The sequence below is a fragment of the Streptomyces sp. MS19 genome, assembly GCF_047200595.1.
Lineage (GTDB): Bacteria > Actinomycetota > Actinomycetes > Streptomycetales > Streptomycetaceae > Streptomyces.
The window spans coordinates 63,164-79,239 of record NZ_JBJZOH010000014.1 but is presented as its reverse complement, the minus strand read 5'-3'; the positions used below and the strand labels follow the sequence as shown (position 1 = coordinate 79,239).

Annotated in this window: 14 protein-coding genes and 1 pseudogene; 4 read left to right on the top strand and 11 right to left on the bottom strand. The window is 73.2% G+C overall.

Going from position 1 to position 16,076, the window contains the following annotated elements; translation table 11 throughout:
• Positions 1-2 precede the first annotated feature (2 nt).
• The 4 genes from ACL02R_RS16240 to ACL02R_RS16225 all read left to right on the top strand — a co-directional run bounded on the left by ACL02R_RS16240 (position 3) and on the right by ACL02R_RS16225 (position 5,623).
• On the top strand, positions 3-1,058 hold the full coding sequence (locus tag ACL02R_RS16240; RefSeq protein ID WP_412797619.1) for an ABC transporter permease: 1,056 nt from the start codon (positions 3-5) through the stop codon (positions 1,056-1,058).
• Positions 1,055-2,047, top strand: coding sequence for an ABC transporter ATP-binding protein (locus ACL02R_RS16235; protein ID WP_412797618.1), 993 nt, complete (start codon positions 1,055-1,057; stop codon positions 2,045-2,047). The genes ACL02R_RS16240 and ACL02R_RS16235 overlap by 4 nt, the downstream gene beginning before the upstream one ends.
• Before the next feature lie 39 nt (positions 2,048-2,086).
• On the top strand, positions 2,087-3,508 hold the full coding sequence (locus ACL02R_RS16230) for a GH1 family beta-glucosidase (RefSeq protein ID WP_412797617.1): 1,422 nt from the start codon (positions 2,087-2,089) through the stop codon (positions 3,506-3,508).
• A gap of 222 nt (positions 3,509-3,730) precedes the next feature.
• The gene (locus ACL02R_RS16225; protein WP_412797616.1) at positions 3,731-5,623 is read left to right on the top strand and encodes a discoidin domain-containing protein; all 1,893 of its coding nucleotides are present in this window, start codon (positions 3,731-3,733) and stop codon (positions 5,621-5,623) included.
• Positions 5,624-5,829: 206 nt separating this feature from the next.
• Here ACL02R_RS16225 and gndA read toward each other — a convergent pair whose 3' ends face one another.
• The 11 genes and pseudogenes from gndA to ACL02R_RS16170 form a co-directional block, all read right to left on the bottom strand.
• The gene (gndA, locus tag ACL02R_RS16220) at positions 5,830-7,269 is read right to left on the bottom strand and encodes an NADP-dependent phosphogluconate dehydrogenase (RefSeq protein WP_412797615.1); all 1,440 of its coding nucleotides are present in this window, start codon (positions 7,267-7,269) and stop codon (positions 5,830-5,832) included.
• Between the two features lie 76 nt (positions 7,270-7,345).
• Positions 7,346-8,176 carry an aldo/keto reductase gene (locus ACL02R_RS16215; RefSeq protein WP_412797614.1) on the bottom strand — a complete coding sequence of 277 codons (831 nt, stop codon included), beginning with the start codon at positions 8,174-8,176 and terminating at the stop codon, positions 7,346-7,348.
• Between the two features lie 162 nt (positions 8,177-8,338).
• Positions 8,339-8,727: pseudogene (locus ACL02R_RS16210) on the bottom strand (MerR family transcriptional regulator).
• A 49-nt stretch (positions 8,728-8,776) separates the two neighbouring features.
• Positions 8,777-9,439, bottom strand: coding sequence for a nucleoside/nucleotide kinase family protein (locus ACL02R_RS16205; protein ID WP_412797613.1), 663 nt, complete (start codon positions 9,437-9,439; stop codon positions 8,777-8,779).
• A 34-nt stretch (positions 9,440-9,473) separates the two neighbouring features.
• A complete protein-coding gene (locus ACL02R_RS16200; protein WP_412797612.1) occupies positions 9,474-10,169 on the bottom strand; it encodes a hypothetical protein in 696 nt (231 codons plus the stop codon).
• A 183-nt stretch (positions 10,170-10,352) separates the two neighbouring features.
• Positions 10,353-11,606, bottom strand: a complete 1,254-nt coding sequence (locus ACL02R_RS16195; protein WP_412797611.1) for a cytochrome P450 family protein — start codon at positions 11,604-11,606, stop codon at positions 10,353-10,355.
• Positions 11,607-11,615: 9 nt separating this feature from the next.
• A complete protein-coding gene (locus tag ACL02R_RS16190; protein ID WP_412797610.1) occupies positions 11,616-12,899 on the bottom strand; it encodes a cytochrome P450 in 1,284 nt (427 codons plus the stop codon).
• A complete protein-coding gene (locus tag ACL02R_RS16185) occupies positions 12,896-13,492 on the bottom strand; it encodes a GTP-binding protein (RefSeq protein WP_362959689.1) in 597 nt (198 codons plus the stop codon). The genes ACL02R_RS16190 and ACL02R_RS16185 overlap by 4 nt, the downstream gene beginning before the upstream one ends.
• Complete coding sequence (locus tag ACL02R_RS16180) at positions 13,470-13,835, bottom strand: DUF742 domain-containing protein (protein WP_412797609.1); 366 nt, start codon at positions 13,833-13,835, stop codon at positions 13,470-13,472. The genes ACL02R_RS16185 and ACL02R_RS16180 overlap by 23 nt, the downstream gene beginning before the upstream one ends.
• The gene (locus ACL02R_RS16175) at positions 13,832-14,245 is read right to left on the bottom strand and encodes a roadblock/LC7 domain-containing protein (protein ID WP_362959684.1); all 414 of its coding nucleotides are present in this window, start codon (positions 14,243-14,245) and stop codon (positions 13,832-13,834) included. Before ACL02R_RS16175 ends, ACL02R_RS16180 begins: the two co-directional genes overlap by 4 nt.
• Before the next feature lie 13 nt (positions 14,246-14,258).
• Positions 14,259-15,611 carry an ATP-binding protein gene (locus ACL02R_RS16170; protein ID WP_412797608.1) on the bottom strand — a complete coding sequence of 451 codons (1,353 nt, stop codon included), beginning with the start codon at positions 15,609-15,611 and terminating at the stop codon, positions 14,259-14,261.
• Positions 15,612-16,076: the final 465 nt, after the last annotated feature.

Sequence of the window (16,076 nt, the reverse complement as noted above, 5' to 3'; positions counted from 1 at the left end):
CCATGGCCCTGCAAGCCACCGAATCCGCCGTCGCCTCGTCAGACGAGGCGGCGGCCCCGCGCCGCGACAGGTTCCGCTTCCTGCGCAACCGCAAGACCGCCATCGGCCTGGGCATCCTCGCCGTCTTCCTGCTCATGGCGCTCTTCGGCGACTGGCTCGCGCCGTACGACCCGTCGGCGCGCAGCGAGGACCTGCTCCAGTCCCCCTCCTGGGACCACCCGTTCGGCACCACCCAGACCGGTGAGGACATCTTCTCGCAGATCCTCGTCGGCACCCGGGGCGTGCTGCTGGTGGGCCTGCTCGCCGCCCTGATCGCCACCGTGCTCGGTGTCCTCATCGGCGTGACGGCCGGCTACCTCGGCGGTGTCGGCGACGACGTGCTGTCCTCGCTCAGCAACGTCTTCCTCGTCATCCCCGCCCTGCCGCTGATCATCATCATCACCAGCTTCCTGCCCGACACCAGCGACCTGGTCATCGCCCTCGTCATCGGACTCACCTCCTGGGCGTGGGGCGCGCGCGTGCTGCGGGCCCAGACCCTGTCGCTGCGCGGCCGTGACTACGTCCAGGCCGCCCGCGCCACCGGCGAGTCCACCTGGCGCATCATCGTCTTCGAGCTGCTGCCCAACCTGACGCCGGTCATCGCGTCCGGCTTCATCGGCACGGTCATCTTCGCCGTCCTGTCCGAGATCACGCTCGCCTTCATCGGCATCGCCGACATCTCGAACTGGAACTGGGGCACCGTGCTGTTCTGGGCCCAGAGCAACCAGGCGCTCGCCCAGGACGCCTGGTGGTGGTTCGTTCCCGCCGGTCTGTGCATCGCGCTGCTCGGCACGGCCCTGTCGCTGATCAACTTCGGCATCGACGAGTTCATCAACCCCCGGCTGCGCAGCCAGGGACGCGGCGAGCGGTCCGTCAAGATGCGCGTCGGCTTCACACCCGTGCTCCGTGACGAGCGCCCCGCCACCGGTGCCCCCCGGCACGCCGCCGTGCAGAAGCTCCCCCCGACGGAGCCGCCCACGCCACCGGCCCGCTCCAACGGAAAGGGGAAGCGGCCATGACCGCACCAGCCGTTCTCGACATACGCGGCCTCGACGTCAACTACGGCCTCGGGGACAAGGCGGTGCACGCCGTCCGCGACATCAACCTCACCCTGCACCGCGGCGAGGTCCTCGGCCTCGCCGGGGAGTCAGGCAGCGGCAAGTCCACACTCGCCTACGCCGTGACCCGCCTGCTGTCCCCGCCCGGCGTCATCACGGGCGGGGAGGTCATCTACCACCCGCGCAAGGGCGAGCCGATCGACATCCTCGGCCTCGGGAACGAGCAGCTGCGCGCGTTCAGGTGGCAGGAGATCTCCCTGGTCTTCCAGGGCGCCATGAACTCCCTGAACCCGGTGCACACCGTGCGCGCCCAGCTGACGGACGTCCTCAAGGCGCACCGGCCCGACATGAGCCGCGCCGCCCGCGACGCCCGCGCCGCCGAACTCCTCGCCCTCGTCGGCATCTCGCGGGACCGGCTCGGCAGCTACCCGCACCAGCTCTCCGGCGGCATGCGCCAGCGCGTCATGATCGGCATGGCCCTGGCGCTCGACCCGGACATCGTCATCCTCGACGAGCCCACCACGGCGCTCGACGTCGTGATGCAGCGCCAGATCCTCCGCCAGCTCACGCGCCTGCGCGCCGAGCTGGACTTCTCGGTCGTCTTCATCACGCACGACATCTCGCTCCTGATCGAGTTCTCCGACCGCATCGCGATCATGTACGGCGGCAGAATCGTGGAGGAGGCCGACAGCAAGGAGATCTACGAGTCGGCGAACCACCCGTACAGTGACGGGCTGCTGCACTCGTTCCCGGCACTGCACGGCCCCCGCAGGGAGCTGACCGGCATCCCCGGCTCGCCCCCCGACCTGACCGCCATGCCGAACGGGTGCGCCTTCCACCCGCGCTGCCCCAAGAAATTCGAACCGTGCGACCAGCGCGTGCCGGTCCTCGCCCCGCCGACGCCCGGCAGCGACCGCAGCGTCGCCTGCTGGCTCCACGCAGAAGCCTGACCGACCGCCCGCGCCACACACAGGAGCGACGACAGCACCATGACCTCCATCGCAACGCCGTCCGACCGGCCCGGCACCGGCCCGGCGGCCGTCTCCTTCCCCGAACTCGCCTCCGATTTCCGCTGGGGGGTCGCGACGTCCTCCTACCAGATCGAGGGCGCCGTGGCCGAGGACGGCCGCACCCCGTCCATCTGGGACACGTTCTGCCGCGTCCCGGGCGCCGTGGTCAACGGGGAGAACGGCGACATCGCCTGTGACCACTACCACCGCTACACCGAGGACGTGGACCTCATCGCCGGCCTCGGCGTGGACACGTACCGCTTCTCCCTCGCCTGGCCGCGCATCCAGCCCGGCGGGCGCGGTCCCGCCAACGCGGCGGGCGTCGCCTTCTACGACCGCCTCGTGGACACCCTGCTCGACCGGGGCATCACGCCCTGGGTGACGCTCTACCACTGGGACCTCCCGCAGGAGCTGGAGGACGCGGGCGGCTGGCCGGTCCGCGACACGGCCTACCGGTTCGCCGACTACGCCGAGCTGGCGTACGACGCGCTGGGCGACCGCGTCGTCCACTGGACCACGCTGAACGAGCCGTGGTGCTCGGCCATGCTCGGCTACGACATGGGCCTCCACGCGCCGGGCCGCAAGGACTTCGGCGACGCCATGCACGCCGTCCACCACCTGCTGCTCGGCCACGGCCTGGCCGCCCAGCGGCTGCGCGCCCGCGCCACCGGCCCGCTGGAACTGGGCATCACCCTCAACATGGGCCACTCCGTCCCCGCCTCGGACTCCGAGGAGGACCGGGCCGCGCAGCGCCGCGCGGACGCCCTGAGCACCCGCGTCTACATGGACCCGCTGGTCCACGGCCGCTACCCGGCGGACCTGCTGGCGGACCTCGCGGAGCGCGGCATCGAGATGCCCGTCGAGGACGGCGACCTGGAGGTCATCTCCGCGCCGCTGGACGTCGTGGGCGTCAACTACTACTCCAGCCACCAGTTCGCCGGCACGGACGAGAGCGGCGCCACGACCGGCGCGGACGGCCTCCCCGTCGTCCGCGGCGTCCCCTTCGGCCGCCCGGTGACGGCGATGGGCTGGGAGATCGTCCCCGAGGGCCTGACGAGCCTCCTGGTGCGCCTGCACGAGGAGTACGGCGTGCCGATGGTCATCACGGAGAACGGCGCCGCGTTCGACGACACGGCGCAGGACGACGGCACGGTCCACGACGCCGACCGCACCGCCTACCTCGTCGAGCACATCGGCGCGGTCGCCAAGGCGCGCGCGGCGGGCGCGGACATCCGCGGCTACTTCGCGTGGTCCCTCTTCGACAACTTCGAATGGGCCTACGGGTACGACAAGCGGTTCGGCATCGTACGGGTGGACTACGACACGCAGCGCCGCACCGTGAAGGACAGCGGCCAGTGGTACGCGGACAGCATCAGGCTCACCCGGGAGGCCTCCTCCTGACGGCCGGCTGACGGCTGACGGCGACGGGACCCCGTCCGGCCCGGACCCGCGATTTTCCGGGAAAGGGCCGGGCGTTCCGGAACCTGACGCCGCCGTTGACATGCACGCAACCTGCTCGTGACCATCACAGGTGTCTGAGAGCGCTCTCACGATCTTTGCGAGACGTCTGACAAAGGGTCATCACCTTTCCCTGTGTTGCCTCATCGGCAGAAGTGGAGCGTCATGTTCCGCAGTCGGACACGTGCACGCAGCAGGGTCCTCGCCCTCGGCGCGGCCCTCCTGTTCATCATCACCGGAATCAGCAACACCGCCGCCGCCGACCCCGCGGGCGGGGTCGCGGCGGCGGCCTGGAACAGCGACCTGGCCGCCTCCTCGGCCGCGGCCGCCCCCGCCCGGGTCACCTCGTCGGGCGCGGAGAACGCGGACACCGCGGCCGCCCTGGCCTTCGACAGCAACGGCGCCACCCGCTGGTCGAGCAACTTCGCGGACAACGCGTGGATCGCCATCGACCTCGGCCAGACCTTCCGCGTCACCGAGGTGCGCCTCGCCTGGGAGGCCGCCTACGGCCGCCGCTACGCCTTGGAGGTCTCCTCGGACGGGCAGAACTGGCGCTCGTTCTTCACGGAGAACGCGGGCACGGGCGGCACCCTCACCGCCCGCACCTACCCGCAGGAGGTCACCGGCCGCTACGTCCGGATGCGCGGCATCGAGCGCGCGACCCCCTGGGGCTACTCGCTCTTCTCCTTCGAGGTCTACGGCGGCGTGACCGCCCCGGCCTCCACCACCACGACCAACCTGGCGCTGAACCACCCGGCCTACGGCGACGTCCACCAGGACGCCGCCCACTCCCCGGCGTACGTGACGGACGGCGGCATCCCCGCCAACCTGCGCGACGACATCAGCCGCTGGGCCAGCGACTGGAACGCCAACCGCTGGGTCGGCGTGGACCTCGGCGCCACCTCCCGCATCACCTCGGTGGACCTGTACTGGCAGGCCGCGTACGCCGTGGACTACCGCATCCAGGTCTCCGACGACAACCGCAACTGGCGCACGGTGTGGCAGCCGTCCGCCTCGCAGGTCGCCGCCCGCCGGGCCGACATCCAGGGCCCGGGTGAAGCGGCCGGCATCCGCGACACCGTCAACCTGAGCACGCCCGCCAACGCGCGCTACATCAGGATGCTCGGCGTCGAGCGCCGCTCCTTCTACAACCCCGCGCCCTACACCGCCCAGTTCGGCTACTCGCTCTACGAGTTCCAGGTCTGGGGCACGGGCGGCAACGGCAACGTCCAGTACGCCCCGCTGCCCGCTGAGTCCAGCGGGACCTACCGCACCACGTTCCTCGACGACTTCAACGGCACCTCCCTCGACCGCGGCAAGTGGCGCGTCGTCACCACCGGTTCGACCATGGGCTCGGTGAACGGCGAGTCCCAGGCGTACGTCGACTCCCCGCAGACCATCCAGGTCACGGGCGGCACGCTGCGCCTGCGCGCCAACCACTGCGTCCGCTGCACCACGGCCCCCAACGGCCAGGTGTACGACTTCACCTCAGGCCGCATCGACACCAACACCAAGCACGACTTCACCTACGGACGCGTCAGCGCCCGTATCAAGATGCCGGTGGGCGACGGCTTCTGGCCCGCCTTCTGGATGCTGGGCAGCAACGTGGACGACCCCAACGTCTCCTGGCCCGCCAGCGGCGAGACCGACATCATGGAGAACATCGGCTACGCCGACTGGACCAGCGCAGCGGTCCACGGCCCCGGCTACTCGGCCGACGGCAACATCGGCGCCTCGCAGACCTTCCCCGCGGGGCAGTCCGTCGACCAGTGGCACACCTACAGCGTCGAGTGGACCCCGACCGCCCAGCGCTTCTACGTGGACGACCGCCTGGTGTACGAGCTGCTGCGCCAGAAGGTCGAGGCGACCCGCGGCCAGTGGGTCTTCGACCACAACCAGTACGTCATCCTCAACCTGGCGCTCGGCGGCGCCTACCCGGCGGGCTACAACCAGGTCACCAGCCCCTACTGGGGCCTGCCGCAGTCCAGCGTGGACCGCGTCCGCGCCGGGGACGTGCAGCTTGAGGTGGACTGGGTGCGGGTCGAGCAGAAGTCCTGACCGCCGCCCGTCCCCGGCGGCCTGACCCGACCGCCGGGGACGACGGCCAGGACCCTGCCCGTACACGGACCCCTGCGTCCGCCGCGCGTCGCACGCGGCGGACGGCCGCACACCCGGCCCGCGGGTCCCGGACCGTCAGCCGTGATCCGGGACCCGCGTCCGCACCGCCCCGGCCCCCCGCGAGGGAGGCCGGGGCACCGGCGCGCTCAGGCCTCCTGCTCGCTCCGGTCGCCGCCCCACAGCGTGTGGAACGACCCCTCGCGGTCCGTGCGCTCGTACGTGTGGGCGCCGAAGTAGTCGCGCTGCCCCTGCACCAGCGCCGCCGGAAGCCGCTCCGCGCGCAGCGCGTCGTAGTACGCCAGCGCCGACGAGATGCCGGGCACCGGGACGCCCAGCTCCGTCGCCTTCGCCACGACGTGCCGCCACGGGTTCTGGGCCGCGCCCAGCGCCTCGGCGAACGTCGGGTCCGCCAGCAGCGTCACCGGCGCGTCGCCGCCCTCGTGGTACGCCGCCCTGATCTGGTCGAGGAACCGCGCCCTGATGATGCAGCCGCCGCGCCAGATCTTCGCGACCGTGCCCCGGTCGATGTCCCAGCCGTACTCCGCGCTGCCCGCCTCGATCAGGTCCCAGCCCTGCGCGTACGCGACGATCTTCGACGCGTACAGCGCCTCCTCGACCTGGCTCGCGAAGCGCGCCGCGTCGTCCGGGTGCAGCGCGGGGCGCGCCGGGCCCGGCAGGCCGCGCGCGGCCTCCCGCAGCTCGGCGTGGCCCGACAGCGACCGCGCGAACGTCGCCTCCGCGATGCCCGTCACCGGCACGCCGAGGTCGAGCGCCGTCTGCACGGTCCAGCGGCCCGTGCCCTTCTGCTCGGCGCGGTCGGCGACGATGTCCACGAACGGCTTGCCTGTCGCCGCGTCGGTGTGCGCGAGCACCTCGGCCGTGATCTCGATGAGGTACGAGTCGAGGCGCCCTTTGTTCCATTCGCGGAACGTGTCGGCGATCCGTGCCGGCTCGTACCCGGCGACCTGCCGCAGCAGGTCGTAGGCCTCCGCGATCAGCTGCATGTCGGCGTACTCGATGCCGTTGTGCACCATCTTCACGAAGTGGCCCGCGCCGTCCGGGCCGATGTGCGCGCAGCACGGCTCGCCGTCCACCTGGGCGGCGATGCTCTCCAGCAGCGGCCCCAGCGCCTCGTACGACTCGGCCGAGCCGCCGGGCATGATGCTCGGCCCGTGCAGCGCGCCCTCCTCGCCGCCCGAGATGCCGCAGCCGACGAAGTGCAGGCCGCGCTCGCGCAGCGCGGCCTCGCGGCGGCGGGTGTCGGCGTAGTGCGCGTTGCCGCCGTCCATGATCATGTCGCCAGGTTCGAGCAGCGGGGCGAACTCGTCGATCACGGCGTCCGTGGGCGCCCCCGCCTTGACCATGACGACCAGCCGCCGCGGCCGCTCCAGCGACGCGACGAACTCCTCGGCCGACTCGGCGGGCACGAAGTCCCCCTCGTCGCCGAACTGCTCCACCAGCTCCCTGGTCCGGGTCGCGGTGCGGTTGTGCACCGCGACGGTGTGGCCGTGCCGCGCGAGGTTGCGCGCGAGGTTGCGCCCCATCACCGCGAGCCCGGTGACCCCGATCTGCGCCTGCCGCCCCATGTCTCCACTCCCTCTTCCGATAGGTGCGTCCGGTAGTGCCGCGCGTCCCGGGGCGCGCGCCCGCCCCGGGCGGCGTTCAGAACTCCTCGTGCGTGTCCGGGTCGCCGCCGAGCCGCCGGTGCGGCCGGTCGGAGACCGCGGCCAGTTCGTCGCCGTCCAGCGCGAAGCCAAAGACGTCGAAGTTCTCGCGGCGCCGCTCCGCGCTCCCCGACTTGGGGATCGGCACGGCGCCGAGCTCCACGTGCCAGCGCAGGATCACCTGCGCCGGGCTCACCCCGTGCGCCGCCGCGATGCCGCCGATCACCGGGTCGCCCAGGAGGTCGCTGCCGCGCCCCAGGGGGCTCCAGCTCTGGGTGACGATGCCGTGCTCGGCGTGGAACGCGCGCAGCTCCTCCTGGGGGAGCAGCGGGTGCATCTCGATCTGGTTGACGGCCGGCAGGACGCCGGTCTCCCGCTTCAGGCGCAGGATGTGCTCGGGTGTGAAGTTCGAGACGCCGAGCGACCTGACGGCCCCCGCCTCGCGCAGCTCGATCATGGCGCGCCACGAGTCGACGTACTTGTCCACCCGGGGGAGCGGCCAGTGGATCAGGTAGAGATCGACCTGCTCGACGCCGAGCCGCGCCCGGGATTCGGCGAACGAGGCGAGCGTCTCGTCGTGGCCCTGGTGCCTGCCGGGCAGTTTGGTGGTCACGGTGAACGCCGCGCGGGGCAGCCGGGAGGCGGCGAGGCCCTTGCCGACGCCGGTCTCGTTCCCGTAGTTCACGGCGGTGTCGATCAGCCGGTAGCCGGTCTCCAGCGCGTCCGCCACGGCCTCCTCGGCCTCCGCGTCGTCCAGCGGGTAGGTGCCGTAGCCGAGGGCGGGCAGGGTGTGCGAGTCGTTGAGGGTGTGGGTGGGGGCGGATGCCACAGGCTCCTCCTCGATCGGCGACAAGCCGGACCGGGTCATTTCCGGACCAAACTCGATCATGTTCGGCCAGCGTAACGCGCGGCCGGGTCCGGGCGGGACGGTTTCCCCACAGGTCACGCCGAAGTCGTCAGGTAGCAGGCGTCCCAGGGGTGGCGGGGCCCGTCAGCGGCCGGTGCCCGAGGGGGCGAGGCGGCGCACCTCGTCCAGGTACGCGGTGATCGCGTCCCGGTTGCCCACCAGGCAGTCGATGCGCTCCGCCATCCGCTCGCGCTCGTGCTCCAGCGTCGCGAGCATCTCCGGCGTGGCGTCCGGGAAGTGGATGGTGCGCGGCTTGTCGAGGCAGGGGAGGATCTGCCTGATGATGCGGGTCGGCAGCCCGGCGTCGAGCAGCCCGCGGATCTGGAGCACGCGGTCCACGAACCGCTCGTCGTACTCGCGGTAGCCGTTCGGCGCGCGGCAGGCGGCGATGAGGCCCTGCTCTGCGCTCGACGTAATCACCGCAGCAGCCGCCGCGGCGTGCCGGTCAGCTCGGACAGCTCCCCGATCCGCACGGTCCCCACCCCCTCGTTCCCGGGGCCCTTCCCGGCCCGTGGACGGACGCTACACGGTCCCCGGCAGCCCGGGGACCACGCGGTCGCAGCGGTCGCGCGAACGCTCGGCAAGACCGGCGTTCGGCAGGTCGTTCCCGTCGATCCAGGCGCGGGCCGCCGCGCGGGCGCGCCCGAAGCCGGTGTGCCGCAGCATCAGCCGCTCGTCCCGCAGCTCCGGCGGCGCGTCCACGTACCAGACCGCCGCCATCAGGGACCGCGCCTCCCGCCAGCCGGGCAGGTCACACGCCAGGTAGTTCCCCTCGGTGACGACCAGCCGCGCGGCGGCGGGCACGGCGTGCCGCGCCGCCACCGGCTCGTCCAGCGCGCGGTCGAAGTCCGGCACGTACACGTCCCGCACGGGCTCCCGGCCGCCGTCGCCCAGCAGGCGCCGCAGCAGCGCCTCGTAGCCCCAGACGTCGAAGGACGGCTCCGAGCCCTTGCGGTCGCGCAGGCCGAGCCGGTCGAGCTGGCCGTTCGACAGGTGGAAGCCGTCCAGCGGCACATAGGCGGCGGACGGGCCGAGCGCCGCCGTCAGGGCGCGGGCCAGCGTGGACTTGCCCGCCCCTGGCGGGCCCGCGAGACCGAGGACGGCGCGGCCGTGCTCCGGGAGCAACGCGCGGGCGGCGGCGAGCAGTCCGGGCGCGGGGCGGCCGGTGTTCCCGTCGTGCGTCATGCCGCGAGCGTACGGCGCGCGGCGGCGGGCCGCCTCACCCCGGGTAGCGCAGGTACGGGACGCCGCCCGGCCGCTCCACCGCCTGCCACAGCCGCGCGGACCGCGGGTCGGTGCCCACCGAGCCCTCCGTCTCCGCCTGGTGCTCCTCCAGCCAGGTCCGCAGCAGCGCGCCGTCGATCGTCTCCGGCGCGCTCCCGGCGAACGCGGGGTCGGCGTGCAGCACCGTCAGCAGCATGTCGGGCACCCGCCTGCGGCCCTCGCCCAGCGCGGGCTGGAAGTAGGGCAGGTCCAGGACCCGCGCGCCGTGTCGCAGGTAGAACCGCAGCCGCCCTGCCGGGTCGCCGTGCGCCTCGTCGGCGGCGTGCCGCTCCGGGTCGGCGACCTCGGCCAGGATCATGCACGGTTCGAACGCCGCGCGCCACGCCGCCACGGCCGCGTCGAGCAGCGGGCCGCCGAGACCGCCGCCGCGCTGCCCGGGTCGCACGGCGAGCCAGGTCAGGAGCATGATGCGGTGGCCGGGTTCGTACGTGCCGACGGCCGCCGCGAGCGGCTCGCCCGCCGCGCCGGCGCGCCACAGGACGGTCAGCCGCCCGGCCGCCAGCTCCGCGGCCAGCTCCCCGGGCGGCGCCAGCTCGTCGTCGTCGAACGAGGGCCGCAGGACCTCCGCGTAGATCCGGTCGAACTCCGGACCCGGCTCCCCGAGGGAGCGGATCTCCGGCGCGTCTGTCACCCCGTCACCTCTCCGCTGCGTCGTCACGCACCCTACGAGGCGGGCGGGGGAAAAGTCCGGATTGCGAACGGCCTGGCCGCGCGCCGGGCCGCGGAGGGCCCGGCGCGCGTCCTGGCGGCTGCGCGCGGTGGGGGGACGCGGTGGGGGAGTGGAGCGGTGGAGCAGTGGGGGGGAGGGGCGCCGTTACGCGGCGGCGGGGCCGAGCCGTACGGGCACGCGCTCGTGGCCGTTGGAGATGAGGCTCGGCATCGGGCGCAGCTCGTCCGCGCCGACCGCGAGGCGGATCTCCGGGAACCGGTCGAAGAGCGCCGCCAGCGCGATCCGCGCCTCGATCCTGGCGAGTTCCGCGCCGAGGCACAGGTGCGCGCCGTGCCCGAACGCCAGGTGCTCCCTGGACGTGGCCCGGTCGATGTCGAAGCGGTCGGCGTCGTCGCCGTGGACCCCGGGGTCGCGCCCGGCCGCCGCGTAGTTGATGGCGATGGCGTCGCCCCGGGCGAAGGTCAGCCCCGTCGCCTCGTCGTGCACGTCGCGCACGGCGAAGCGCAGGATGATCGTCGCGATCGGCGCCTGGTGCCGCAGCGCCTCCTCCACCACCTGCTCCCAGCCGACGCGGCCCGAGGTGGCCTCGGCCAGCTGGCCGGGGTGGAGCATCAGGTCCACGGCGGCGTGGTCGAGGAGGTTGACGGTCGTCTCGTGCCCCGCGCCGATCAGCAGCATCAGGCTGTCCGCCAGCTCCTGGCCGGTCAGCTCGCCCTCGGCGTGCGAGGCGATCAGCGCGGACGTCACGTCGTCACCCGGCTGCTCGCGCTTGTGGGCGATCAGCTGCGTGATGAGCCCGTACACCGCCACCGGGGCCGCCGCCGCCTCCTCGGGCGGCAGGTCGGTGGCGAACAGGTTGCCGACCGCGTCGCGGAACCCGTCGTGCAGCTCCTCGGGCACGCCCAGCACGGCGTTCACGACGAGCAGCGGCAGCCGCCACGCGAAGCGGGCCCGCAGGTCCACGGTCTCGTCCGGGCCCGCGGCCGCCAGCTCGTCCAGCAGGGTGCGGGTGATCTCCTCGATCCGCGGGGTCAGCGCCCGCACGCGGCGCGTGCTGAACGCGGCGGCCAGCGGGCGGCGCAGGCGGCGGTGCTCCGAGCCGTACGCGGACAGGGCGTTGCGGACGTCCACCCAGATGCGCAGCGGCCAGTCCTCGGGAATCTCCTTGTCGATGTAGGCGGGCCAGTGCTGGTGGGCGTCCTTCGAGATGTCGGGGTGGGTCAGCAGACGGCGGATCAGGTGCGGGTCGGTGACGGACCAGGCGGGGATCCCGCCGGGGAGGATCACTGGGGCGGCGGGTCCGAGGGCGCGCAGGGCGGCGGCCTCACCGTGGATGTCGGTGGCGGCGCCGTCGAGGTGGTAGGGGCATCCGGTGGTAGGGGTCTGTGCGGTTGCCATCGCGGTCACCTATCTGTGCGAAGCGGGTCTGTCCTGGATGAGTCGGTTGTCGGGCTGGAAACGGACGGGCAGCGCGGTGAGTCCGGCCAGGAACGTCCCGGGCCGGTTCTCCAGCGCGCTCTCCGGCACGGCGAGGCCGAGACCGGGGAGGCGGTCGAGGGCGCGCTCCAGGGCGGTCTCGGCGATGATGCGGGCGAGGTCGGGCGCCGGGCAGGCGTGGGCGCCGGCGGAGAACGCGAGGTGGCCGCGGTTCCCGGCGCGGGCGCCCGGGGTCGCGACGGCCAGCGCCGGGTCCCCGTTGGCGGCGGCGAAGGACACGAGGATCGGGACGCCGGGCGGCAGCTCGACCCCCTCGAAGCTCTGCGGTCCGAGCGCGTAGAGCGGCGAGTAGTTGGGGACCGGCGGGTTGTCCCACAGCACCTCGTCGAGCGCGTCCGCGACCGGCCGCACGCCGTCGTGGACGCTGCCCGCGAAGCTCGGGTCGGTCAGCACGCGCCGCAGCCCGTTGCCGATGTGGTTGCTGGTGGGCGGCGCGGCGGCGCCGATGACCAGCAGGATCGTCTGGATCAGCTCGGGGTCGGTCAGCCCCGCCGCGATGAGGTGCGAGGTGACGTCACGGCCGGGCCGCCGCCGCTTGAGGTGCGCCAGCTCCAGGCAGGCCGCCTCCAGCTCGGCGTTGGCCCGCGCCGCCTCCGCGCCGTCGAACAGCCGCGTGACGGCGCTGACGATGCGCCCGCCCAGCTCCTGCGAGCAGCCGAACATGTCGATGACGGTCAGCATCGGCAGCGGGTCCGTGTACTGGGCGACGAGATCCGCCTCGCCCGCCGCGGCGAACGCGTCGATCAGCTGGTCGGCGATGCGGGTGACGGTGGCCGTGAGCGCGTGCGTGTCCACGCGGCCGAGGCTGTGGGTGATGGCCTTGCGCAGCCGCGCGTGCTCCTCGCCGTCCTTCCACAGCGCGTTGTCACGCGGCTGCATCATCGACCGCGCCGGACTGTCGGCGGGCACCTGGCCGAGGCGCAGGGCCTCCCAGTGCCGCGGGTCCTTCGCGAAGCGGACCGGGGTGTTGCGCAGCAGGTGCAGGGCGGCCCGGTACGTGACGGCCAGGAGCCCGTACACGCCGGGCGATATCTCCACCGGCACGATCGGCCCCTGCGCCCGCAGCCGCCGGTACGTGGCGTGCGGGTCGGCGGTGAAGGCCTCGCCGTGGATGGGTATCGGGCCCGCGGGCGCCTCGGCGTCCTCGTGCGCGACGGGGCACCGGGTGGGGACGGACTCGTGGTGTGTGGTCATCGGACGGCTTCCGGCGTGAGGGTGAGCAGGTGGCTGACGAGGGAGATCAGCGCGTCGCGGGAACTGGTCCTGTCCCGCGCGTCGCACCACACGAGCGGCGTGCGCTCGTCGAGGTCCATGACCTCGCGCAGCCGCTCGTCCGGGATGACGGGCGCGCCGTCGAACGCGTTGATGGCGACCGTGTAGGGCAGGCGCAGGTCCTCGACGAGCTGGAGGATCGGGTACGTCTCGGCCAGCCGCCGCGTGTCCACCAGGACCAGCGCGCCCAGCGCGCCGACGGAGAGGTCCTCAAGGACCGGGAAGAAACGCGGCTGCCCCGGGGCGCCGAACAGGTAGAGGACGAGCTGGTCGCTCAGGTGCAGGCGCCCGAAGTCCATCGCCACGGTCGTGGTCGTCTTGTCCGGCAGGCTCGTGCGGTCCACCCCTGCGGCGGCGCTCGTCATCACCTCCTCGGTGCTGACGGGTTCGATCTGCGACAGGACGTTGACGAGTGTCGTCTTCCCGGCGCCGAAGTGCCCGGCGATCAGGATCTTCGCCGTGCGCTCGTCCCCCCGGAGCGTCGGCGAGGGGTCAGAGGTTCCGAAGGCCGGCAAGGACTTCCTCCAGCAGCGAGCGGGTCGGGTCGGCAGCGTCGATGGGCTGCCGCGTGGTGATGTGTCCTGACTCCATGAGGTCGGCCAGCAGGATGCGCAGCACGCTCACGGGCTGGCGCAATAACGCGCTCAGCTCGGCGACCGACTGGGCACTGCTCGCCAGCCGGTCGAGGATGACGTGGTGCTCCGGGTTCAGCTGGCCGCGGCTGAGGTGGACGGCGGAGGTGGACAGGGCGACCAGCGTGATGTGGTCGAAGTGGTTGCGGCTGGCGCGCGCCCGGCCGGACGTGACCACATAGGTCCGCACCAGCCGGTCGCCGCCCCGCCGTTCCGGCGGCGTCATGCGGTCTCGGACCGCGGGCGCCGGGGCGCGACCGCCAGCTCGTCCCCGAGGCGCTCCACCGTCTTCGCCATCTGGTACGAGAAGGCGCCGACGTCCACGCCCGAGCCCGCCGAGGCCACCAGGAACGAGCCCTCGGCCGCCGCGATGACGAAGAGGAAGCCGTCCTTGTAACTGACCATCGTCTGCTGCCACGGCGTCTCGCCGCCGCTGACGAACGCCGCGCCGCTGCGGCTGAGGGACTGCATGCCGGAGGCGATCGCGGAGACGCGGTCCGCCATGTCGCGGTCGACGCCCTCGGACATCGCCGTCGCCAGTCCGTCGGCCGACAGCAGCACCGCGTGCCGGGCCCCCGGTGCCGACACCAGCTCGTCGAGGATCCAGCTCAGGTCCGGTGAGGCAGGGCTGTTCACGTTTGTCGTCTCCTCAGTCAGTCGTGTTGCGTGCGGCCTCGGTGCCGCGGACGAAGGCGGCCAGTGCCTGACCGGCCTCGGGGGAGGGGGGTTCCGCCGTCTGCCGGGACCGGTCCTGCCGCGCGCCGGGGGCGCGGCGGCGCAGGGGCAGGCCGTCCTCGCCCACCGGGTACTCCGGTGACGCCGCGTCGTCCGCGGCCTCCTCGGGCGCGGGGTCCGCGTCCGTACGGGGCGCCGGGGCCGGGTCCTGGCCGGCCGCCGTGCCCTGGGCCCGGGTCCGCGCCGTGTCCGACTCGCCGGGCGGGGCGGCGAGGAGCGCGCGCGGGATGTGCAGCACCGCCCTGACACCGCCGTGCACCGAGTGCTCCTCGTCCACCGAGGCGCGGAAGCCGTACTGGGCGGCGAGCGCGCCGACGCCGAGGTGGCCGAAGCTCGGCGGGGTGCGCAGCTCGGTGAGGCGGATCGGCTCCTCGCCCGACAGCCGCCGCCCGGCCTCGTCGCGCGCCTCCGCCCGCAGCCCGGGGCCGGCGTCGTGGATCTCGATGCTGATGCCGTGGTGCGCCTCCAGGAAGCTGACCTCCACCGGCGTGCTCGGCGCGCTGTGCCGCGCCGCGTTGTCCAGCAGCTCGGCCACCGCCAGGACGACGGGCTCGACGTAGCGCCCGGCCACGTAGTGCGCCGACTCCTTCGGGACCCGCACGCGGTGGTAGTCCCTGATCCGGGAGACGCCGCCGCGCACCGTCTCCAGCAGCGGCGCGTCGTCGCGCTGGCGCCCCGGCCACATGCCGGTGAGGACACCGAGGATCTGGAGGCGCCTGGCCAGCTGGCTGGCGGCGTGGTCGATGGGCTGGATGAGTTCGAGGAACTTCTCGTCGTGCTGTGTGTCCAGCAGGTGGGTGATCGCCGACTGCTGCTCGTAGACCAGCGCCTGGACGGAGCGCGTCACCGCCTGCACGGCGGAACGGGCGGCGCCCTCGGCGTGCTCGGACGCCCGCTCCGCCACCGCGCCCACCTGCTCAAGTACCGAGAGATAGGCCTTGCCCGTGACGGTGTCGGCCAGCCGCCGGTGCCTGAGGCCGCCCGCCGTACCGGTGGTGCTGTCGGCGCCGACCGGACCGAACTGGAGCGCGTACACCAGGTCGGGCAGCCGGGTCTCGGCGAGGTACTGCGCCTCCTCGTCCCGGACGGCGATCCCGCGCTCGGCCTCGGCCGCCCGCAGTCCCGCCTCGGCGGCCTGGTCCTGGAGCACCCCGGCGCGGGTGCGGTACTGGGCCGCCTTCTTGCGGTAGTGCAGTGCGAGCGCGCCGGCGGCGAGCATGCCGCCGGTCGGCGCCCACACCAGCGCGTCCTGTATCACGGGAGTCATCGGGTCCTCAAGGGCGTTCGGAACGGGGGCTGATCGTCGGAGAGGGGGACGGGGGGCACGCCGTGCGGGCGGCGGCGGAAGGGCGTCCCCGGTGGCTCGGTGATGGGGCGTCAGGCATCACGCCACATGTATCACGTGTGAAGTCGCCTGCCCTGTCTCGTATGTGACGCGCGGGCCGCCTGGTGAGCGATCGCGCCGGGCCGCGCGGCCCGGCCGGACGCCGGGTGCGGCCCCCGGCCGGACGGCCCGTCAAGTGACGGACGTCTACGGCCGGTTCGCTGTGCGCCGTACGGGGCGTCACCTGCGTCGCTGTACGTCCGTGCGGTGATCACGCGGAACAGGGTACGGGTCCCGCCGGGTCGTGCGAGCGCGGTCCACCAGGTGAACGCGGCTCCGACTCCGGTGCGCCGTCCGCCGGTTGCCTGGATCCGCCGGTACCGGGAGGAGCGTGCACGCGGCGAAGTC